Raw genomic sequence first — 20,146 nt, forward strand, 5'->3', positions numbered from 1 at the left:
AGGCTCGGACACCCTGCGCGTGTCCGAGCCCCGTGCTAGAGTCTCGTTCGCGATATATCGCGATGCGACGTCGCGGGGGAGATTCCGCATCGAAACGAGGAGTGGACGATGACCGGCGCGCGGGAACATGACGAGACGGATGCCTCGGCCCCGGCACCTCCTCCGGAGGCCTCGCCACGCGGCGCAACCGCGCTCCGGGGCGCCGCGCTCGGGGGTGGGTCCGACGCGACACCCGGCGATGATCCGGCCCCCGCCGTCGCGTCGGGCGGCACTGACGAGACACCGGATCCTCCGCACTGGCTGCGCAACGTGGTGCTGTTCCTCAGCGGGCAGACCGTGACCCTCTTCGGCTCGATGCTCGTGCAGTACGCGGTGTTCTGGTACCTGACGATCACATACCAGTCGGGTCTGGTGATGACCCTGGCCGCGATCTTCGGATTCCTGCCGCAGGCGATCGTGTCGATCTTCGGCGGTGTGTGGGCCGACCGCCACAACCGCAAGTACCTCATCATGGGCGCCGACGCCGCGATCGCCGTCACGACCCTCGCACTCGCGGTGATCATGATCAACGGCTACGACGCGGTGTGGCTGATCTTCGCGACGATGGCCATCCGCTCGATGGGTGCGGGCATCCAGATGCCGGCCGTCTCGGCACTGATCCCGCAGATCGTGCCGACGCGCAACCTGATCCGTGTCAACGGCATCAACGGCTCGATCCAATCCGCAATGATGCTGCTGGCTCCCGCCGCCGCCGGTGGCCTGTACGCATGGGCGTCGGCCGCGTCCGACGGGACCGCGGCATCCCTCATCCCGATCTTCTTCATCGATGTCGTGACGGCGGTGATCGGCATCGGCATCCTGGCGTTCATCCCGGTGAGCACGATCCGGCGGGCGGCGGACACGCAGACGGGGTACTTCGCCGACCTCGTCGACGGCGTGCGATACATCGTCCACCACGCGTTCGTCCGCTGGCTGCTGGTGCTGTTCGCCATCATCTTCCTGCTGACGGTGGCGCCGTCCAACCTCACGCCGCTCATGCTGGTGCGCTCGTTCCCGGCGGGCGAGTCACAGGATGTCGTGAACCTCGCCGTGCTCGAGATCGCCTTCAGCGTCGGCATGATGCTCGGCGGCATCCTCGTCGCGTCGTTCTTCGCCAAGCGCAGCCGCGTCGGCCTGATCGTGGTGTCGTCGCTGGTCTTCGGTGCGCTGTCGATCGGGCTCGGATTGTCGTCGAACATCTGGGTCTTCTTCGGCTTCATGTTCCTGGTGGGCCTCGCCGTGCCGTTCTTCTCGACGCCGTCCATGACGCTTCTGCAAGAGACCGTGGAGCCCGAGCGTCAAGGCCGCGTGTTCGGGTTCGTGGGCATCGTGATGGCCGTCGCGATGCCGGTCGGCATGGTGGTGTTCGGTCCGCTCGCCGACGTCATGCCGATCGAGGTGCTGCTGATCGCCGCCGGCGTGATGACGTTCATCGTCGTAGGGCTTGCGGTGTGGCTGCCCGCCGGCCAGCGGGCGATCGCCGCGGCACGGCGTGCCGCCACCGTCGCGACCGAGGATCCGGCCGCGGCCGCAGCGGTCGTCGAGGCCGAGATGCAGACGAAGGATTCGTGAGAGGACCGAGATGAGATCACTTCGCTACTCGATCAACGTCACGCTCGACGGCTGCTGCCATCACGAGGCGGGGCTGCCGCCCGACGAGGAGTCGATGCGCTACTGGACCGCAGAGATGGAGCGAGCCGACGCCCTGCTCTTCGGCCGGGTGACCTACGAGATGATGGAGTCCGCATGGCGGCGCCCTGCCACGGGCGCGTGGCCCGATTGGATGGATGAGTCCGAGACCCCGTTCGCAGAGGCCATCGACCGGGCCAAGAAGCACGTGGTGTCGAGCACCCTGAACGCGGTCGACTGGAATGCCGAGTTGGTGCCGGGCGACGTGGGTTCGGCGGTGCAGCGACTCAAGGAGGAGCCGGGCGAGGGCCTGTGGGTGGGTGGCGTGACGCTTCCCCTGGCGCTGGCCGATCTGGGACTCATCGACGAGTACGAGTTCGTTGTGCAGCCGGTCGTCGCCGGGCACGGCCCGACGTTGCTCGCGGGGCTGCGCGAACGCATCCAGCTCGAGCTCGTGCACCGCCAGGAGTTCCGGTCGGGGGCGGTCGCTTTGCGGTATCGGCCCACGCGAACCACCGCTTGATGCGAATCGTCCTGGTGCGTTCGCGAGGCGGGCCATGAGCGGCTCGCGTGAGCCCTAGGCTCGAGGGATGCTGCTGACGACGCCCGTCACCCTCGAGAACGCGTTCGTGCGCGTCGAGCCCCTCACCGCCGAGCACGCCGCCGATCTCGCCGACGCGGCCGTCGGGCTGGAACACGCCTGGTACACGTCGATCCCGCGCTCGGAAGGGGCGGCCCAAGACATCGCGCAGCGGCTCGCCTGGCGCGACGAGGGCACGATGAACCCGTGGGCAGTGAGGCGGCTCGACACGGGCCAGGTTGTCGGCACGACGACCTTTTGCAACATCGACCAGCCCAACCGGCACGTCGAGATCGGGCACACCTGGATCGGCGTCGCGGCGCAGCGCACCGCGGTCAACACCGCGTCGAAGCTGCTGCTGCTCGCGCACGCCTTCGAGGCGTGCGACGCCATCGCGGTGGAGTTTCGCACGCACTGGCACAACCGTCAGTCCCGGGCCGCGATCGCCCGGCTCGGCGCCAAGCAGGACGGCGTGCTGCGCAATCACCGCCTCGGCCCCGACGGCACGCTCCGCGACACCGTGGTGTTCTCGATCCTTCCCCACGAGTGGCCCGCCGTGAAGCTCGGCCTGCAGGAGCGCCTCGCCCGCGGATGACCCCCTGCCCGCGGCATCCGTCGCCGTCTTCGCGGCCAGAGTCGAGGTGGCGCAACACGCGGCATCACCGCAGTCGTTCCCGCGTGTTGCGACCCCCGAAGAACCCCACCACCCCCGCACCCGGGGCTCAGGTGGCGCAACACACGGCATCCCCACAACCACACCGCGTGTTGCGACCCCCGAAGGCACGGCAGACGCCGCGCACCCGCAATGATGACGTGCGGGTCAGCCGTCGATGACGGCCACGAGCTCGTCGAGGAAGGCCGGGAAAGCGGTCGCGCGACGCACGATGCGCTGCACGCTCTCGCGCTCGGAGAAGACCTCGACGAACTGCTCGAAGACCGTCTGGAAGGCTTCGCGGTCGGTCTCGGAGAACGCCACCAGCGCCACGACCTGCACGCGGCCGTCGCCCCACGGGATCGACGGTTCCGCGATCCCGATGGCGATGGCGGTACGGGATGCCGTCATCCCGAGCGCGTGCGGAACCGCGAGCGCGTCGGTGAACGCGGTCGACGACAGCTGCTCGCGCTGGATCGTCCGCTCGACGTAGTCGTCGTCGATCACACCCTGCGCGACGAGCCGCTCGCCGAGCAGACGGATGACGCCTTCCTCGCCGAGGGCGGGATCCAGACCGCGTACGAAACCGCTCGGCTCGAAGTACCGCTCCAGTTCGCCGCGCAGTCGCGCGAGGCGGCGAGAGCGACGGATGCGGCTCGCCGCCGCCTGCACGCGCTCGATGTCGGTGTCGGTCAGGAACGGCTGGATGCGCACGATCCGCTCGCCCGGCACGGCCGGGTCGATCGTGGTGAGGACGAGGTCGGTGTCGATCGAGTCCCAATCAGGGTCGACGCGCGTCTCGACGCCGACCACCTCGATCGCCTGCCCCAGTGAACGGTCGACCGACGAGCGCAGCAGCTCGTGCAGCTCGTAGTAGCCGGGGCACACGATGGTCGCGGTGAGCAGCTGGTCTGCCCGACGGCTGCGCTCGAGGCGCCCGCCGACGTGCATCGCGATATACGCGATCTCGTCGTCGAGGAGGGGGATGTCGAGCCGTTGGTGCAGGCCGTTGGCGATGAACACCGCCACCTCGAAGATCATCGGGTATGTGGACTTGAGCGAACGCGTCAGCGGGTTGCGCGACCACGCCTGCTCCCGCGCGCGCAACCGCAGGTTCTGCACGTGCAGCGCGAGCCGCAGCAGGAAGTCCTCGTGCACGATGTCGACGAGGAACTCCGCGGCCGCCTGCGCGACAACCTCGCGCACGGCTTGCTCCACCTCCGGTTCGAGTTGGCCCCGGGTGTGCTCGCGAGCGCTGTCGGCCTGTGCGGCACCGGGGGCGACGACCCGCGTGAGCACGAGCACCGCGAGGTGGCGCAGGTCGCCGACGCCGAGGCGTACGCCCAGATGACGCTCGGCGAGCTCGGCGATGACGGCGGCCACCTCGGCCTGCTCGGGGCGCTCGTCGACGGGCGCCGCGACGGCGTCGAGGGGCCGGTCGCGCGAAACGCGGTCTGCGGCGATCGCGATGTGCATCACGACGTCGCCGATGCCGAACTCGTTGACGAACCAGCCCATCGTTCCCAGCCGTTCGACGAGCTCGGTCTTGAAGGGGCCGAACGCCTGGGCGCCCACCGAGCCCTCGCCGAGCGTGCGCCGCAGCGCGGAAAGGTCGAAGGATCCGGCATCCATCTCGTCATGCGCGAGGCGGCTCAGCAACCGCCGCTGGGCACCCTCGGTGCCCAGCAGGCGCGCGCGCGACGCAGACCGTTCGAGAGTGAGCTCGGTGCCGCCGAGCAGCCCGCGCACCCGCGCGAGGTCGGCGTCGAGAGTCGCGGGCGACACGTACAGCTCATCGGCGGTCTCGAACACGTCGATGCCGTCCGACGAGTCCAGCAGCGCCCGCACGAGAGTGTGGAGGCGATCGCGCGGGGTGCCGGGGTCGCCGGCGGTGCGCAATGCCGCCGCGGCCTCGGCGCCGGCGCGGTACCCGTGCGGCCCCGACTCGACGGCGGTCCCGGGAGCCACCCGCGCATTGAGCGCCATGACGTACGAGCGCACGCTGCGAGGCGTCACGCCCAGCGCATCGGCCAGTGTCGCGGCGGTAGCCCATTCGCCGTCGCGCACGAGGATGCCGAGAAGCCGGTCCTGCCTCGCCCTCGTCACCGTGCCAGTCAACCATGCGGTCCGTGCGCGGTTTCCGCCCCTGCGGAAGAAGGCGTGGTTGTCGGCTCCCAGGGCTTTCACAAGAATGGGCAGACGAGGAGGCGGGTCGATGAGGATCCTGGTGGTCTGCGGAGCGGGTGCCTCGAGCACCTTCGTCGCTCAGCGTGTGCGGCATGCCGCACAGGACCAGGGCCTCGCCTACATCGCCGTCGCCGGCACCGAGCAGTCGCTCCCGATCGATCTCGATGCCGCCGACGTCGTCCTCGTGGGGCCGCACCTCGGCCATGCGCTGGAGCGCATCGAACGGGATGCCGCGCCACGCGGCACGACGGTGGTGCTGCTCCCGCCCGACATCTTCACGGATCTGGACGGCACGCGGACCTTGGCGCTGGTGCGCGCCGCGGTCGAGCACGACGCGGAGCCGCCTCCCGCCGCAGCGCCGGTGCCGGCGACCCCCGAACCCGACAGCCACGACGTCTGACAGAGAGGCCACCCGACATGCCCCCAATTTCCCGCACGGTCCGCATCGGCTCGTCGCACGGGCTGCACGCGCGGCCGGCGAAGCTGTTCGCGCAGGCTGCCAAGGATGCCGGCATCCCGATCACGATCGCCAAGGACTCGGGCAGCCCCGTCAACGCGGCCAGCATTCTCGGGGTGATCGCGCTGGGCGTCGAGCAAGGCGACTATGTGACCCTCACCGCCGACGGCGATGGGGCCGACGCGACGCTCGACACGCTGGCCGATCTGCTCTCGACCGACCACGACGCGGCATGACCATGGCCGAGCAGGTGACTCAAGAGCTTCGAGGTGTCGGGATCGGATTGGGCGTGGCCCAAGGGCCGGTGGCCCGCATGGCCGAACCGCTGCCGCCTCCGAGCGACGCGCCGAGCACGCTGAGCGTCGATGACGAGAAGGCACGCGTGACGGATGCCGTCGCCGCTGTCGCGCGCGAGCTCGAGCAGCGCGGCGCCCAGGCCGGCGGCGCCGCACAAGATGTGCTCGAGGCGCAGGCGATGATGGCCGAGGACCCCAGCCTCGCCGACGAGGTCGACACGCGCCTGGCGCAGGGCAAGACCGGCGAGTTCGCGGTGTTCGACGCCTTCGCATCGTTCCGCGACCAGCTCAGCGCGATGGGCGGCTACCTCGGCGAGCGAGCCGCCGACCTCGACGACGTCGCGCAGCGGGTCATCGCCCGACTGCGCGGAGTCGCGGCTCCGGGAGTGCCTGACCCGGGGCATCCGTTCGTCCTCGTGGCAAAGGATCTCGCCCCCGCCGACACCGCCCTGCTCGACCTCGACAAGGTGCTGGCGCTGGTCACGACCGAAGGCGGGCCGACCTCGCACACCGCGATCCTGGCCCGCGAGAAGTCCATCGTGGCGGTGGTGGGCACGGTCGAGGCGAAGGGGCTGCGCGACGGGCAGATGGTGATCGTGGATGCCGCGGCCGGCGTCGTCACGACCGATCCGACGCCAGACGAACTCGAGCGCGCACAGAACCGGGCCGCAGCCCGCGCCGCCGCGGCGACCGCTCCCCTGACCGACGGAGCGCTGGCGGACGGCACGCCCGTGCCGCTTCTGGCGAACCTCGGCAACGCCGACGCCGCCGCCGAGGCGGTCACCCTCGGAGCAGAGGGCGTCGGGCTCTTCCGCACCGAGTTCCTGTTCCTGAGCGCCAACCAGGCGCCCACGGTCGAGCAGCAGCGCGAGGCGTACACCAAGCTGCTCGCCGCCTTCCCCGGAAAGAAGGTCGTGGTGCGGGTGCTGGATGCCGGCGCCGACAAGCCGCTGCCGTTCCTCAACGACGCCCACGAGGAGAATCCCGCGCTCGGACTGCGGGGCCTGCGAGCCCTGCGCGCGAGCGAGGACATCCTGCGCGAACAGCTCACCGCCCTCGCCGAAGCCGATGCTGCCACGAGCGCCGACCTCTGGGTCATGGCGCCGATGGTGTCGACCGTCGAAGAGACGCAGTACTTCGTGGACCTCGCGCGCGACTACGGCGTGAAGACGGCCGGGGTCATGGTCGAGGTGCCGTCGTCGGCGCTGCTGGCCGACCGCATCCTCGCCCACGCGGACTTCGCGTCGATCGGCACGAACGACCTGACCCAGTACACGCTCGCCGCCGACCGCCTGCTCGGTTCGGTGGCGACGTTCCAGGATCCGTGGCATCCCGCGGTCCTGCGACTCATCGGCGAAGTCGGCGATGCGGGCCGGGCCACCGGCAAGCCCGTCGGCATCTGCGGCGAGGCGGCGGCCGATCCGCTGCTGGCCGTCGTGCTCGTCGGCCTGGGTGCCACGAGCCTCTCGATGGCCCCGACCGCGCTCGCCGACGTCCGCGCGAGCCTGCTGCAGCACACGCTCGAGGACGCTCGCGACATCGCCGAAGCGGCCCTGGCCGCAGACTCGGCGACATCCGCCCGCACCGCGGCGCAAGAAGCTTCCACCCGAAGGGCCGCACTCGCGGCAGCGAACACCACCGACGAAGGAGCACAGCAATGACAACGGCGTCCAAGCCCGCTTCGGGCATGAATCGGGCACGTGTAGGCGTTCAGCGCTTCGGCACGTTCCTCTCCGGCATGATCATGCCGAACATCGCGGCGTTCATCGCCTGGGGCTTCATCACCATGCTGTTCATCGCGGTGGGGTGGCTCGGGTGGTGGACACCAGTCTCGCCTCTGCTCGGCGGCTTCGGCAACGCCGACATCATCAGCTGGCCGGGCGCGATGACCCAGATCGCCCTCGACGAGAACGGCGACCCATTCAACAGGTTCGTCGGTCTCGTCGGCCCCATGATCACCTACCTGCTGCCCCTCCTCATCGCCAACACCGGCGGGCGCATGGTTTACGGCGAACGCGGTGGTGTGGTCGCGACGATCGCGACGATGGGCGTCATCGTGGGCACGAACATCCCGATGTTCCTCGGAGCGATGATCATGGGCCCGTTCGCCGCGCTCGTGACCAAATGGATGGACAAGATCTGGGACGGCAAGATCCGGCCAGGCTTCGAGATGCTCGTGAACAACTTCTCGGCCGGCATTCTCGGAATGCTGTTGGCCATCCTCGGATTCTTCGTCTTCGGCCCGGCGATCCTGTGGGTCAGCGATGTGCTGGGCCTGGCCGTCGGATTCCTGGTGACGGCAGGGCTGCTGCCGCTCGTCTCGATCATCGTCGAGCCGGCGAAGGTTCTCTTCCTCAACAACGCCATCAACCACGGCGTCTTCACGCCATTGGGCATCGAACAGGCGACGGAGACCGGCAAGTCCATCCTGTTCCTGATCGAGGCGAACCCCGGCCCGGGGCTCGGCCTTCTCCTCGGCTTCACGTTCTTCGGAATCGGGGCGGCGAAGGCATCCGCGCCCGGCGCCATCATCATCCAGTTCTTCGGTGGCATCCACGAGATCTACTTCCCGTACGCGCTGAGCAAGCCCATGACGATCCTGGCGCTCATCGCAGGCGGGGCGACCGGCGTGACGACGAACATGCTGCTCAATGGCGGGCTCGCCTTCCCCGCGGCGCCCGGGAGCATCATCGCCGTGACCGCAGCGGCCTCCAGCCCCGCGGCAGGCGGGTTCGCCAACCTGATGGTCGTCTACCTCTCGGTGCTGCTCGCGGCGGTGGTGACCTTCCTCATCACCGCTGTGATCCTGCGTGCTTCACGCAAGCGCGATCTGCTGGCCGAGGCCGACACCTTCGGCGCGGCGATCAGCCAGACCGAGGCCAACAAGGGCAAGTCATCCGCAGCGATGGATGCTCTTCGCGCTTCGGACGGCAAGGATCGCACCGCCCTCCGCGACGCCGAGGAGGCAGTCGACAAGCTGGAGACGGAGGCGGAGACCGCGGGACTCGCCGACGGCGGGGTCCTCACCACCAAGACCGTGCGCAACATCGTGTTCGCGTGCGACGCGGGCATGGGCTCATCCGCGATGGGCGCGAGCGTGCTGCGCAACAAGATCAAGAAGGCGGGCATCGAGGACGTCACTGTCGTCAACAAGGCGATCGCGAATCTGGATGCCTCGGCCGACTTGGTCATCACGCAGAACCAGCTCACCGACCGTGCGCGGCAGCAGACGCCAGGCGCGGTGCACATCTCGGTCGACAACTTCATGAACTCGCCGAAGTACGACGAGGTCGTGGACCTGGTGCGCGCGCAGCACGAGGATGGTGCGTAGCTGAGACAGCGGTGGAGCCGGGAGGCGGGAGGCCCCCGGCTCCACCGCCTCAGCGCGACACTGCATGCGGCACCTGGCAGAGGCATCCGGAATCGACGAAAGGCGACAGACATGACACGGGACGTTCTGAGCATCGGGCAGGTGCGCATCCACTCCGGAAGCGCGACGCGCGAGGAAGCGATGAAGGAGGCCGCCGACATCCTGGAGGCCGCGGGCGCGGTCACCGGGGCTTACTTCGACGCGATGCAGCAGCGCGAGCAGACCGTCTCGACGTACATGGGCAATGAGCTGGCGATTCCGCACGGGACCAATGAGACCAAGAACGCCATCCTCGAGTCCGCCCTGTCGGTCGTGCGCTACGACGGTGGCGTCGACTGGGGCGGCGAGCCGGTCACTTTCGTGATCGGGATCGCCGGCAAGGGCGACGAGCACCTCGAGATCCTGTCGCAGATCGCGATCCTCTTCTCCGAGGAGGACGAGGTCGAGAAGCTCAAGGCCGCGCAGTCTCCCGAAGAGCTCTACTCGCTCGTCTCCGCCGCGGGCGTGTGATGAAGGCGGTCCACTTCGGCGCGGGTAACATCGGCCGCGGCTTCGTCGGGCTGCTCCTGCACGAGGGCGGCTACCACCTGGTGTTCTCGGACGTCTCGGCACCGCTCGTCGACGCGATCAACGCCGCGTCGCAGTACACGGTGCACGAGGCGGGCGAAGGCGGACGCGACATCGTCGTGACGGGGTTCCGCGCCATCAACAGCGCCGAGCGGCCCGACGAGGTGATCGAAGAGATCGCGGGAGCCAACGTCGTCACGACCGCCGTGGGTCCGACCGTGCTCAAGTTCGTCGCACCACTCATCATGTCGGGACTGGCGCTGCGGGATCCGTCGTCTCCCCCGCTGCAGATCATGGCGTGCGAGAACGCCATCGGTGCCACCGATCTGCTGCGGGACGAGATCATTCGCCTGGCGGGTCAAGCCTGGGACGCCCTGGCTTCCCGCGCCGTCTTCGCGAACACCGCCGTCGACAGGATCGTGCCGGCGCAGGTCGCCGGCGACGGCGTCGACGTGACCGTCGAGCCGTTCTTCGAGTGGGCGATCGAGCGGAACCCGTTCGGCGACGACACCCCGAACATCCCGGGCGCCCACTTCGTCGACGACCTGGCGCCCTACATCGAGCGCAAGCTCTTCACCGTGAACACCGGGCATGCCGCGACGGCATACTACGGCGCCCGGGCCGGCGTCGAGACGATCTCGGAGGCCCTCGCCGACGACGACATCGCGGCGCGCGTGAGCGCGGCCCTGCAAGAGACCTCGGCGCTGCTCGAGGCCAAGCACGAGTTCGACGCCGCGGAACTGGCTCGTTACCGAGCCACGATCCTGTCGCGCTTCGCCAACCGGGCACTGCCCGACACGGTGTGGCGCGTCGGACGTCAGCCCCTGCGCAAGCTCTCACGCCACGAGCGCTTCGTGGGACCGGCGGCCCAGGCGGCCGAGCGGGGACTCAGTGTCGCCGCACTCGTCGACGCGATGGCCGCGGCGCTCGCGTTCGACGACTCCGAGGACGCGCAGTCGGTCGACTTGCAGCGGATGCTGCGCGAACAGGATGCCGCGGCCATCACCGAAGCCGTCACCGGCCTGGAGCCGGGGCATCCGCTCTTCCCACGAGTACAGGATGCCGTCGCCGCGCGGCAGGCCGAACTTCGACCCTGAAGGCGCGGGTACGCTCGTTCGGTGACGCAGTGACGTTGCGCGCCGTCCGGACACCAACACCGGCGAGGTCGCTCACGCGCGAGACAGCTCGGGCGAGGCTTCGGCGCGGGTGAGCCAATGCCGAAGCACACGGTGGAACAGCTCGGGGTCCTCGGCACTCCACACGTGGTGCATGCGCGGGGCGATCGCCGCGGTTCCCTGCGGCGCGCGGCCGACGATGTCGTGCAGAGCCGCGCGCACCACGCGCGGCTCTCGTTCCCCGGCGATCGCAAGCAGCGGAGCGCCGAGCCCGCGCAGGCCGTCGAGCACGTGAGCGGGCACGCCGTCATAGACCTCGCGCATCATGCGCCGTGCCGATTCCCGATCGATGCCGAGGCCGGTGGTGACGAACTCGTCCACCGAGTCGGCGGGCAGCCGGAACGCGCGGGCGAGCCCTACCCAGTACGAGCGCGACCCCCACATCGGGAGTTGTGCGAGTCCGATGGCACGCGTCAGTCCGTGAATGCCCCGCACCGCCGCGCCCGTCACGAACACACTGCGCACGACATCCGGATGCCGGGCGGCCAGGACCACGCCCAGCACGCCCCCGAGCGACAGCCCGACCACGTGGGCCCGCCCGCCTTCGCCCTGAGCGCGCACGAGGTCGGCGAGGGCGTCGGCCACCTCGACGAGCGTCGGCCACGGTTCGTCGGCCGAGACTCCGAAGCCGGGAAGGTCGGGGATGAGCGAGTGGAACCCGGGCAGCGCCTCCGCTTGGCCACGCCACATCCAGCCCGCCACGTTTCCGCCGTGAATGAAGAGGATGCTCTGGGCCCCGCTCGGGCCTGACTCCACGAACCGCATCACAGCACCGCCCGTGTGGCGTCGATCCACTCGAGCTCGGCCTGGAGTGCCCGCAGCCCGTAGTCCAGCGTCGCCGTGCGCAGCCGCTGTTCCCGAGTGGCGGTCGCCCGCGGCAGCGCGCGAAGCGATGCGAGCTGCTGCTCCACGGCGGCTCGCCGCTCGGAGAGCAGCCGAGTGGCGAGCCCGGGCTCGCTACGGCCCGAGAAGAAGAGGCGCGCCAGGAACGGTTCTCGAGCCCGCTCGACCTCGAGTTGCGAGGCGAGCCAGTCTGCCAGCATCCGCCTGCCCCCATCGGTGATCCGGTGCTCGCGCCGGTCGGGTCTCCCCTCCCCCGGAATCACGTGAACCTCCACGGCGTCCTCGTCGACCAGTCTCGCGAGAGTGCGGTAGATCTGAGCCTGGTCCGCGGACCAGAAGTGAGCCGCCGAGCCGTCGAACGCCTTCTTGAGGTCGTAGCCGGTCATCGGCTCGATGTCGAGCAGCCCGAGGATGATCGCGGGAAGTGTCATGGTGATATTAGACAACACATATATAGGACACCGCAAGTATCACGCAGAGCCGCAAACCGGGTCGCGACTTCATCAGCCCGGCCGGAGAACATAAGGTTCTCTCTACGGGCGCACGAGGACGTGCGAGGACTCACTGAGGAATCATGACCGAGCACCGTTACGCGATCATCGGCGCGGGCCCGTCCGGGCTGTCGGCCGCGCGGGCCATGCAGAAGCAGGGCATCGCCTTCGACGGCTACGAGGCCTCGCGCGGCGTCGGAGGTCTGTGGGACATCGAGAACCCGCGCTCGACGGTCTACGAGTCCGCACATCTCATCTCGTCGCGCACGACGACCGAGTTCCGGGAGTTCCCGATGCGCTCGACCGCGGACTATCCCGGCCACCGCGAGCTGATCGCGTACTTCCGCGAGTTCGCCGCTCACTTCGAACTCACCGAACAGTTCCGGTTCGACACGAAGGTCACCTCGCTCACGCGCACCGACGACGACGGGTGGATGCTGCGCGCCGATGCCGAGGACGGCGCGGTCCAGCAGCGCTACGACGGCGTGATCCTCGCCAACGGCACCCTGGCCGAGCCGAACGTGCCCTCGTTCCGAGGCGAGTTCACCGGCGAGATCCTCCACACCAGCGCCTACAAGACCGCGACGCAGCTGACCGGCAAGCGGGTGCTCATCGTGGGCGCCGGCAACTCCGGCTGCGACATCGCCGTCGACGCCGTCCATCACGCGGCATCGGTCGACATGAGCGTACGGCGGGGCTACTACTTCGTGCCGCGGTACCTGTTCGGAAAGCCCTCCGACACCCTCAATCAAGGCCGCCCCCTCCCCGCGCGGATCAAGCAGTTCGTCGACACGCGCGTGCTGCGGGCATTCACCGGCGACCCGGTGCGGTTCGGATTCCCCCGGCCCGACTACCGCCTGTACGAGTCGCATCCGATCGTCAACACGCTGATCCTCAACCATCTGGGCCAGGGCGACCTTCGCATCCGGGCCGACATCGACCGGTTCGACGGGCGCACCGCGCACTTCCGTGACGGTTCGAGCGGCGAGTACGACCTCGTCCTGCTGGCGACCGGCTACACCCTCGACTACCCGTTCGTGGCCAGAGAAGACCTGAACTGGACGGGCTGGTCGCCGAAGCTGTATCTCAACGTGTTCCCGCCTTCGTTTCCCGGGCTCTACGTGATGGGCATGATCGAGGCATCCGGAATCGGCTGGCAAGGCCGCTACGAGCAGGGCGAGCTGATCGCCGCATACCTCTCGGCGCTCGAACACCACCCCGAGCGCGCCGCCGCGTTGCGCCGGCGCGTCACCGGCGAACCGTGGCCCGACCTCACCGGCGGCTACCGGTACCTGGGCCTGGAACGTATGTCGTACTACGTCAACAAGGACGCCTACCGCCGGGCCGTGCGCGCAGCGACCGAGGCGTTGACGACAGATGCCGCCGCCACGACGCCGCGCCGCGGCATCCGTCTTCCTTCACATTCCCGCGTGCGTCGCGCGAAGGGAGCGCCGGCATGAACCCCGACGACGTGGTGCTGAACTTCAACCCCGGCACGCTCGTCGTGCTCAACCTCGTGCTCGGGCTGATCATGTTCGGGATCGCGCTGGACACGACCGTCGACGACTTCAAAGTCGTCGCCCGCAAGCCCAAGCCGTTCGTCATCGCGATCCTGGCGCAGCTGGTGGTGCTGCCCGCCGTCACGTTCGGGCTGACGCTCATCCTGCCCGTGACGCCCTCGATGGCACTCGGCATGATCCTGGTGGCGTGCTGCCCGCCCGGCAACATCTCGCAGGTGCTGACGCATCGCGCCGGCGGAAACGTCGCGCTCTCGGTCTCGATGACGGCGGTGGCCAACCTCCTCTACATCGTGATGCTGCCGCTCTCGGTGGCGTTCTGGGGATCGCTGCACCCGACGGCGCGCACCCTTCTCGAGGCCGTCGCGCTCAACCCGTGGGCGATGCTGCTCGACATCCTGCTCATCATCGGGCTGCCGTTCGTGGCGGGACTAGTGATCCGCAACCGGTTCGCGAGGTTCGCGACGCGGGTACAGCCGTTCGTCAAGTGGTTCTCGCTGCTGGCGCTGCTGGCTTTCATCGTCGCGGCGCTCGCGGGCAACTGGTCGTACTTCGTCGCGTTCCTCGGGATCATCGTGCTCGTCGTCACGATCCACGACGCCGTCGCACTCGCCATCGGCTACGGCACGGCAGTGGTCGGCGGCCTCGGCACGCGCGAACGCAAGGCAATGACCTTCGAGGTCGGCATCCGCAACGCCGGCCTCGGCCTCGGGCTCGTGTTCGCGTTCTTCGGCGGGCTCGGCGGCATGGCGATCGTCGCCGGCTGGTGGGGCATCTGGGACATCATCGCCGGGCTCATCGTCGCCGGGCTCTGGGCCGGCCACACCCGGCGGCGCACCGGCTCTGCCACGGGTGACGCGTCGCGTCGTGCGGCTGCGGCGAGCGGAACGGATGCCGCGGCCGGCGACGCCTCGGCACCCCCGGGTCCGGCGTCGTGAACGTTCGCAGCACCGGCGTGCGTGTGCTGGTGACCGGTGGTGCGGGGTTCCTCGGATCGCACGTCGTGACCGCCCTGACCGGGCACCCCGACGTGAAGCTGGTGGTGGCCGGCGATGTGCGGCCGCCCGAGCATCCCGTCGAGGACGTGGTCTACGAGGAGTGCGACGTGACGAGGGCGGCCGGCCTCACCTCACTGCTGGAGCGCCACGGCATCGACGTCGTCGTGCACCTCGCCGCGATCGTGAACCCGGGCCGCGATCACGACCTGGAGTACCGCGTCGATGTCGACGGCACCCGCCACGTGCTCGACGCCTGCGTCGAGGCCGGCGTGCGCCGCATCGTCGTCTCTTCCTCCGGCGCGGCGTACGGATACCACCCCGACAATCCCGAGTGGCTGCGCGAGTCGGACCCGGTGCGCGGCAACGAGGAGTTCCCGTACGCCAAGCACAAGCGCCTCGTCGAACAGATGCTGGCGGGCTTCCGCGAGACACACCCTGCGCTCGAGCAGGTGGTGTTCCGCATCGGCACGATCCTGGGACCGACCGTGCAGAACCAGATCACCGCGCTGTGGGACGGCCGCGCGCTCCTGGCGGTGCGCGGCTCGGGGTCGCCCTTCGTGTTCGTCTGGGTCGACGATGTCGCCGCGGCGATGGTCCGCGCCGCCACCGACGGGCCGGCGGGCATCTACAACGTCGCCGGCGACGGGCGGCTCACCGTCCGCGAGATCGCCCGGCGTCTGGGCAAGCCGGTCGTCACCGTGCCCGCCGCGCTTCTCGGATTCGGGCTTCGGGTGGGACGGATGCTGCGCCTCACCGTCCACGGACCGGAGCAGGTCGGGTTCCTGCGGTATCGCCCGGTGCTCGCCAACGACGCGTTGAAGACGCGGTTCGGTTTCACTCCCACGATGACGGCGGCAGAGGCGTTCGAGGCGTACCTGCGCACGCACCCGGGCGTAGGCCGGCGCTGACGCGGGGAGCTCGATCGGCAGGCGGGTACGGTCGACCGACGAGACCGTGGCCTCGGCGTGCCACCGACGACGACCGGCATCGGGGAGACTGGAGCGACAGCAGACGGAGGGCAATGTGAGCACGACCGAACCCGTCGAGCGCGGATCGCGGACCGAGGCGTGGACCTGGGTGGCCGTGTCGGCGGTCGCGCTCGCCCTCATCTCGGTGCAGACGCCGCTCTCGACGACGATCTACGGCGTGCCGCTCGCTGCGGCATTCAGCCTCACGGTGCTGCACGTCGGCGCACTGCCGCTCGCCCTTCGCTGGCCCGTGGCCGCCGGCGTGGTGTCGGTGATCGCGGTATGCGGTCTGCTGTGGTTGTCTGCTCCGACGCCGGAGGCGCCGTGGCCGTGGGCAGTGGCCCCCGAGATCACCCAGTTCTTCCTGGTGTTCCTGCTCGCCTTCCGCGCTCCCTGGCAGATCGGCAGCACGATCTTCGGGCTGTCGGCGGCGGGATCGATCGTCATCGCCCTCCTTCACGGCGGCGGCAATGCGGATGCGGCCACCGCGAACATCGTCGTGTTCATCTCCATCGGCGCCGGCGTGCTCGGCGTCGGCATCGCGGTGCGCCAGTGGCGCCGCATTCGGACGCAGCTGGTGCGCGAGCAGCGGATCAACGCCGAGGAGCTGTCACGCCGTGTCATCGCCGAAGAGAAGGCGCGGCTGGCACGCGATCTGCACGACGTCATCGCTCACAGCATGTCGGTCATCAACGTGCAGGCCGCGAGCGCTCCCGCGCGCCTGGGCGGCGTCGAGCCGCGCACCGCGGACGAGTTCGCCGATATCGCCACCCAGGCCCGCACCGCGCTGCGCGAGATGCGGGGCCTCCTGGACGCGCTGCGCGTCGACGGCGACGCACCGCTCGTCGAGCCGCAGCACGGTCTCGCCGACATCGGCGTCCTGGTACGCCAGACGGCGCAGGCCGGGGCCGACGTACGGCTCCAATGGAGCGGTTCCGAGAAGCCGGCGCTGTCCGCGATCGCGCACCTCGCCGGCTACCGCGTCGTGCAGGAAGCCTTGAGCAACGCGCTGCGGCACGCGCCCGGCGCCACCATCGAGGTCGCCGTCGACGCGTCAGACAACACTGTCGCCGTCCGGGTGCGAAACAGCAGGCCCACAGGGCCTGCGACCGTCGTCGCCGGAGGCGGGCACGGACTCGTCGCCATGCGCGAACGCGTGCGCGGCGCCGGCGGGACCGTGCTCGCGGCGCCCACGGACGACGGCGGATTCGAGGTCGCCGCGCAGTTCCCGGCGACGATGGAGGAGGCATCCGAATGATCCGTGTCGTGATCGCAGACGACCAGGCCATGGTGCGGGCAGGCTTCTCGGCCCTGCTCGGTGAGCAGCCCGACATCGAAGTGGTGGGGTCGGCCGCCGACGGCGAGGCCTGCGTGCGGCTCGTCGAGCAGCTGCATCCGGACGTCGTGCTCATGGACGTGCGGATGCCCGTGCTCGACGGCATCGCGGCGACCCGCACGATCTCGGCCGCGCCGCAGGCCCCCCGCATCCTGATCCTGACGACCTTCGACATCGACGACTACGTCTTCGACGCCCTCTCGGCGGGTGCGGCCGGGTTCCTTCTCAAGGACGCGTCGCCGGATGAGCTCACGCAAGCCGTGCGCATCATCGCCGCCGGGGATGCCCTCCTGGCGCCGAGCGCGACCCGCACGCTCATCGAGCGGTTCACCGCGACCCGTGGCCCGCGTCGCACCGATCGCGCCGTCCTCGGGGAGCTCACCGAGCGGGAGCGCGAGGTGCTCGTCGGGGTCGCGCAGGGCGAGTCCAACACCGAGATCGCCGCGCGCCTGTTCGTCGCCGAGCAGACGGTGAAGACGCACGTGTCGCGGATCCTCGCCAAGCTCGGTGCCCGCGATCGGGCCCAGCTGGTGATCGCGGCCTACGAGGCCGGGCTCGTCATCCCGGGCACGGCGTAGCGGCGGCCGCCTCGCGCGATCGCCCGCCGACCCGACACCAGCCGGAGCGACACCGCGAGGCCGGCGACGGCGAGCACTGCGGTGAGCGGCGTGAACCCGCCGATCAGCACGGCGACGACACCCGCCATGCCCAGCGCCACGGCGAGCACGACACGGCCACGCGCCGGCTCCTGCCCTGTCGTCTTGACGCGGCCGCGCTCGAAACGCTGCGCCACGAGCACCAGCAGCACCGTCGCGATCAGGACGCTCAGGATCCAGGCCGGCCGCGTCGCCCACCACAGCGGGCTGAGGGGGTCGGGGAAGGGCACGCCCGATGCGAAGAGGAGAGCTGCGACCAGGACCAGGGCGGGCATGTGCCACAGGTACACCGTCATCGAGCGGGTGCCGATCGCGTCGACTGCGGCGGCGACGTGCGGCCGGGTCGCGAGACTGCGAAGGCGGGGCGCAGCCAGTGCCAGGGCGAACAGCTGGGCGGCGCCGAGCACGACGAGGCAGATGGTCGGGGGGTTGAGGTTCTCGTACATGTCGGGCGAGTACGCGCCCGAGGCGAACAATCCGGCCAGCACGATCAGCGAGCCCGAAAGCCCGACGACGAGCCGGCGCCGAGATGTCGCGGCCAGGCGGCCGTCCGCCCACCAGAAGCCGAGCTGCTGCATGGCCAGCCACACGAACGCGAGGTTCAGGAAGCCCAGGCCGGCGATCCCGGTGCCCATGCGGACCGCGTCCACGGTGACGACTCCGAGCACCAGCATCCCGAGCGTCATTCGCGGAGCGCGTTCGTGGCATCGGGCCAGCAGTGGCACGAGCGCGGTCGCACCCAGGTACACGCCGAGGAACCACATCGGCTGGGCCATGCGGAATCCGAGTTCGCCCACCAGAGCCGGCGACACACCCGCCATGAGCGCGACGGTCAGGCCGACGCCGATCACCGAGAACGCGGCGATCGCGGGCACCGCCAGGCGCCGCAGCCGGCCGGTCACGAACGATCCTGCGGACTCGCCGCGGTCGCGCATCCGGCGCCACTGGGTGATGCCCGCGAACCCGCCGACGATGAAGAAGATCGGCATGATCTGCACGATCCACGACACCGGCGCGAACCACGCCTGGCCGATCACGACGTTCGTGACGGCGATCTGGCCGTCGACCACCGCGATGCCCGCCATGAACGCATGCAGCGCCACGACCACGACGAGGCAGACGGCGCGCACGAGGTCGATCGCGGCATCTCTCGGCGTCGGAGAAGTGCGGGTGGTGCCGATGCGAGGACGATCCAGAAGCGTCACGACGGTTCCCAGTTCTGTTCGGATTCGTTTGGGTGTCCTGCAACCGTAGGAATCCGGGCCCGTCGCGCGCGTCACCCCCCGGAGCCGTCCTTGCACCCCCTACCCCGGTAGGGGGTCGGTCGGGGTCGCTACCGGGCTCGCGGCCCCTGCGTGCAGCACTCCGGACAAATCCGACCTGGTCGGGCACGGACCGGGCAGGAGTGTGCTCGAGCGGGGTTCTTCAGGAGTTCGGCCCGCCGGCACTCCGCCCGCTCCTCCCCAAACGACCTCTCGCGGCGGTTTCCTCAGACGCGTTGCTTCGGCGTCGTGTGCCGCGACGCCGGCGGCACAGTCGAAACCGTGACCGAGCGAATCACCCGAATTCACGACGCCGGCCCCGCGACGCTGCTCAGCACGAGGGTCCTTGCCGATGCCGGGCTGTCCCGACGACAGCTCGCCGAGCAGATCGCGGCCGGCCGACTCGTCCGCGTGCGCAAGGGCTGGCACGTTCAGGCTGGGGCGCATCCGGCGGTCGTCTCGGTCGCGCGCCTCGGGGGCCGGCTGGACTGCGTCTCGCTCCTCCGTCTTCTCCGGGTGTTCGTGCTGGAGAAGGAACACGTGCACATGCAGGTGGACCCGCTCGCAAGCCGACTGCCCCGCGCGCCTGACGGGGTCGTTCGGCATTGGCGACCGACCTCGGTCCCGCGCGAGGCGCTCGTGACCGATCTGATCGAGGCGCTCGTGCAGGCCACCCGATGTCAGCAGCCGCGGGCCGCGATCGCGACGCTCGACAGCGCGTGGCACCTCGGCCTCGTCGACGAGGAGGGAATCGCCGAGGTGTTCTCCCGCCCCCCGCGCCACTACCGCCGGCTGCGTCCGCTCCTCGACAGGCGAAGCGAGTCCGGACCCGAGACACTCGTGCGCCTCATGCTGCGGGCACTCGGCTGCCGGATCGACGTGCAGCCGTCGATCCGGGGAGTCGGGCGAGTCGACTTCGTCGTGAACGGCTGGCTGATCATCGAGTGCGACAGCGAGGAGTTCCACTCGAGCTGGGCGGCACAGAAGCGCGACCGTCGACGCGATCTCGAAGCTGCGCGCCTCGGCTTCACGACCCTGCGACTCCTGGCCGAGGACATCATGTGGAATCGCGAGCTCGTCCAGTCGGCGCTGAAGGAGGTCATCGCCCGCGGGCGCTGACCCC

Annotated in this window: 19 protein-coding genes; 15 read left to right on the plus strand and 4 right to left on the minus strand. The window is 69.7% G+C overall.

Annotation, left to right across the window (positions count from 1 at the left end; translation table 11 throughout):
- Window positions 1-108 precede the first annotated feature (108 nt).
- The 3 genes from K0817_RS00095 to K0817_RS00105 all read left to right on the plus strand — a co-directional run bounded on the left by K0817_RS00095 (window position 109) and on the right by K0817_RS00105 (window position 2,843).
- On the plus strand, window positions 109-1,611 hold the full coding sequence (locus K0817_RS00095) for an MFS transporter (RefSeq protein ID WP_253735076.1): 1,503 nt from the start codon (window positions 109-111) through the stop codon (window positions 1,609-1,611).
- Between the two features lie 10 nt (window positions 1,612-1,621).
- Complete coding sequence (locus K0817_RS00100; protein WP_219978307.1) at window positions 1,622-2,191, plus strand: dihydrofolate reductase family protein; 570 nt, start codon at window positions 1,622-1,624, stop codon at window positions 2,189-2,191.
- A 67-nt stretch (window positions 2,192-2,258) separates the two neighbouring features.
- The gene (locus tag K0817_RS00105) at window positions 2,259-2,843 is read left to right on the plus strand and encodes a GNAT family N-acetyltransferase (RefSeq protein WP_219978308.1); all 585 of its coding nucleotides are present in this window, start codon (window positions 2,259-2,261) and stop codon (window positions 2,841-2,843) included.
- Window positions 2,844-3,068: 225 nt separating this feature from the next.
- Here K0817_RS00105 and K0817_RS00110 read toward each other — a convergent pair whose 3' ends face one another.
- Complete coding sequence (locus K0817_RS00110) at window positions 3,069-5,006, minus strand: PTS sugar transporter subunit IIA (RefSeq protein WP_219978309.1); 1,938 nt, start codon at window positions 5,004-5,006, stop codon at window positions 3,069-3,071.
- 109 nt (window positions 5,007-5,115) lie between these two features.
- Between K0817_RS00110 and K0817_RS00115 the strand changes: the two genes are divergently transcribed.
- The 6 genes from K0817_RS00115 (at window position 5,116) to K0817_RS00140 (ending at window position 10,874) form a co-directional block, all read left to right on the plus strand.
- A complete protein-coding gene (locus K0817_RS00115) occupies window positions 5,116-5,487 on the plus strand; it encodes a PTS sugar transporter subunit IIB (protein ID WP_253735077.1) in 372 nt (123 codons plus the stop codon).
- Window positions 5,488-5,504: 17 nt separating this feature from the next.
- Entirely contained in the window at window positions 5,505-5,780 is a 276-nt protein-coding gene (locus K0817_RS00120; protein ID WP_219978310.1) for an HPr family phosphocarrier protein, read from the plus strand.
- A 77-nt stretch (window positions 5,781-5,857) separates the two neighbouring features.
- Window positions 5,858-7,501 (plus strand): phosphoenolpyruvate--protein phosphotransferase, encoded by a 1,644-nt coding sequence (gene ptsP / locus K0817_RS00125; protein WP_374209508.1) that lies wholly within the window; start codon window positions 5,858-5,860, stop codon window positions 7,499-7,501.
- A complete protein-coding gene (locus K0817_RS00130) occupies window positions 7,498-9,171 on the plus strand; it encodes a PTS mannitol transporter subunit IICB (RefSeq protein ID WP_219978311.1) in 1,674 nt (557 codons plus the stop codon). The genes ptsP and K0817_RS00130 overlap by 4 nt, the downstream gene beginning before the upstream one ends.
- Window positions 9,172-9,282: 111 nt before the next feature.
- A complete protein-coding gene (locus tag K0817_RS00135; RefSeq protein ID WP_219978312.1) occupies window positions 9,283-9,720 on the plus strand; it encodes a PTS sugar transporter subunit IIA in 438 nt (145 codons plus the stop codon).
- Window positions 9,720-10,874 (plus strand): mannitol-1-phosphate 5-dehydrogenase, encoded by a 1,155-nt coding sequence (locus tag K0817_RS00140; RefSeq protein ID WP_219978313.1) that lies wholly within the window; start codon window positions 9,720-9,722, stop codon window positions 10,872-10,874. Before K0817_RS00135 ends, K0817_RS00140 begins: the two co-directional genes overlap by 1 nt.
- A 72-nt stretch (window positions 10,875-10,946) precedes the next feature.
- Here the strand turns inward: K0817_RS00140 and K0817_RS00145 are convergent, their stop codons facing one another.
- Window positions 10,947-11,708: an alpha/beta fold hydrolase gene (locus tag K0817_RS00145; protein ID WP_253735078.1), complete on the minus strand. Its 762-nt coding sequence runs from the start codon at window positions 11,706-11,708 to the stop codon at window positions 10,947-10,949.
- A gap of 8 nt (window positions 11,709-11,716) precedes the next feature.
- Complete coding sequence (locus K0817_RS00150) at window positions 11,717-12,226, minus strand: PadR family transcriptional regulator (RefSeq protein ID WP_219978315.1); 510 nt, start codon at window positions 12,224-12,226, stop codon at window positions 11,717-11,719.
- Window positions 12,227-12,369: 143 nt separating this feature from the next.
- Here K0817_RS00150 and K0817_RS00155 point away from each other — a divergent pair, with 143 nt between their 5' ends.
- The 5 genes from K0817_RS00155 (at window position 12,370) to K0817_RS00175 (ending at window position 17,683) form a co-directional block, all read left to right on the plus strand.
- A complete protein-coding gene (locus tag K0817_RS00155; RefSeq protein WP_219978316.1) occupies window positions 12,370-13,746 on the plus strand; it encodes an NAD(P)/FAD-dependent oxidoreductase in 1,377 nt (458 codons plus the stop codon).
- On the plus strand, window positions 13,743-14,741 hold the full coding sequence (locus K0817_RS00160) for a bile acid:sodium symporter family protein (protein WP_219978317.1): 999 nt from the start codon (window positions 13,743-13,745) through the stop codon (window positions 14,739-14,741). Before K0817_RS00155 ends, K0817_RS00160 begins: the two co-directional genes overlap by 4 nt.
- Window positions 14,738-15,709: an SDR family oxidoreductase gene (locus K0817_RS00165; protein WP_253735079.1), complete on the plus strand. Its 972-nt coding sequence runs from the start codon at window positions 14,738-14,740 to the stop codon at window positions 15,707-15,709. The genes K0817_RS00160 and K0817_RS00165 overlap by 4 nt, the downstream gene beginning before the upstream one ends.
- A gap of 115 nt (window positions 15,710-15,824) precedes the next feature.
- Window positions 15,825-17,027, plus strand: a complete 1,203-nt coding sequence (locus K0817_RS00170; protein ID WP_219978318.1) for a histidine kinase — start codon at window positions 15,825-15,827, stop codon at window positions 17,025-17,027.
- Window positions 17,024-17,683: a response regulator transcription factor gene (locus tag K0817_RS00175; RefSeq protein ID WP_219978319.1), complete on the plus strand. Its 660-nt coding sequence runs from the start codon at window positions 17,024-17,026 to the stop codon at window positions 17,681-17,683. The genes K0817_RS00170 and K0817_RS00175 overlap by 4 nt, the downstream gene beginning before the upstream one ends.
- On the opposite strand, the gene K0817_RS00180 is transcribed toward K0817_RS00175, so the two are convergent.
- Window positions 17,647-18,966: an acyltransferase gene (locus K0817_RS00180; RefSeq protein ID WP_219978320.1), complete on the minus strand. Its 1,320-nt coding sequence runs from the start codon at window positions 18,964-18,966 to the stop codon at window positions 17,647-17,649. The genes K0817_RS00175 and K0817_RS00180 overlap by 37 nt on opposite strands.
- 339 nt (window positions 18,967-19,305) lie before the next feature.
- Here K0817_RS00180 and K0817_RS00185 point away from each other — a divergent pair, with 339 nt between their 5' ends.
- Complete coding sequence (locus tag K0817_RS00185; protein ID WP_253735080.1) at window positions 19,306-20,142, plus strand: endonuclease domain-containing protein; 837 nt, start codon at window positions 19,306-19,308, stop codon at window positions 20,140-20,142.
- Window positions 20,143-20,146: the final 4 nt, after the last annotated feature.

It is taken from the genome of Microbacterium sp. HD4P20 (assembly GCF_019449275.2).
Classification (GTDB): domain Bacteria; phylum Actinomycetota; class Actinomycetes; order Actinomycetales; family Microbacteriaceae; genus Microbacterium.

Excerpts from the sequence above, each read along its gene's own strand:
- K0817_RS00175 (WP_219978319.1), top strand. The coding sequence starts at position 17,024 with ATGATCCGTGTCGTGATCGCAGACGACCAGGCCATGGTGCGGGCAGGC.
- K0817_RS00095 (WP_253735076.1), top strand. The coding sequence starts at position 109 with ATGACCGGCGCGCGGGAACATGACGAGACGGATGCCTCGGCCCCGGCA.
- K0817_RS00100 (WP_219978307.1), top strand. The coding sequence starts at position 1,622 with ATGAGATCACTTCGCTACTCGATCAACGTCACGCTCGACGGCTGCTGC.
- K0817_RS00135 (WP_219978312.1), top strand. The coding sequence starts at position 9,283 with ATGACACGGGACGTTCTGAGCATCGGGCAGGTGCGCATCCACTCCGGA.
- K0817_RS00115 (WP_253735077.1), top strand. The coding sequence starts at position 5,116 with ATGAGGATCCTGGTGGTCTGCGGAGCGGGTGCCTCGAGCACCTTCGTC.
- ptsP (WP_374209508.1), top strand. The coding sequence starts at position 5,858 with ATGGCCGAACCGCTGCCGCCTCCGAGCGACGCGCCGAGCACGCTGAGC.
- K0817_RS00130 (WP_219978311.1), top strand. The coding sequence starts at position 7,498 with ATGACAACGGCGTCCAAGCCCGCTTCGGGCATGAATCGGGCACGTGTA.
- K0817_RS00155 (WP_219978316.1), top strand. The coding sequence starts at position 12,370 with ATGACCGAGCACCGTTACGCGATCATCGGCGCGGGCCCGTCCGGGCTG.
- K0817_RS00150 (WP_219978315.1), bottom strand. The coding sequence starts at position 12,226 with ATGACACTTCCCGCGATCATCCTCGGGCTGCTCGACATCGAGCCGATG.
- K0817_RS00160 (WP_219978317.1), top strand. The coding sequence starts at position 13,743 with ATGAACCCCGACGACGTGGTGCTGAACTTCAACCCCGGCACGCTCGTC.
- K0817_RS00105 (WP_219978308.1), top strand. The coding sequence starts at position 2,259 with ATGCTGCTGACGACGCCCGTCACCCTCGAGAACGCGTTCGTGCGCGTC.
- K0817_RS00120 (WP_219978310.1), top strand. The coding sequence starts at position 5,505 with ATGCCCCCAATTTCCCGCACGGTCCGCATCGGCTCGTCGCACGGGCTG.
- K0817_RS00140 (WP_219978313.1), top strand. The coding sequence starts at position 9,720 with ATGAAGGCGGTCCACTTCGGCGCGGGTAACATCGGCCGCGGCTTCGTC.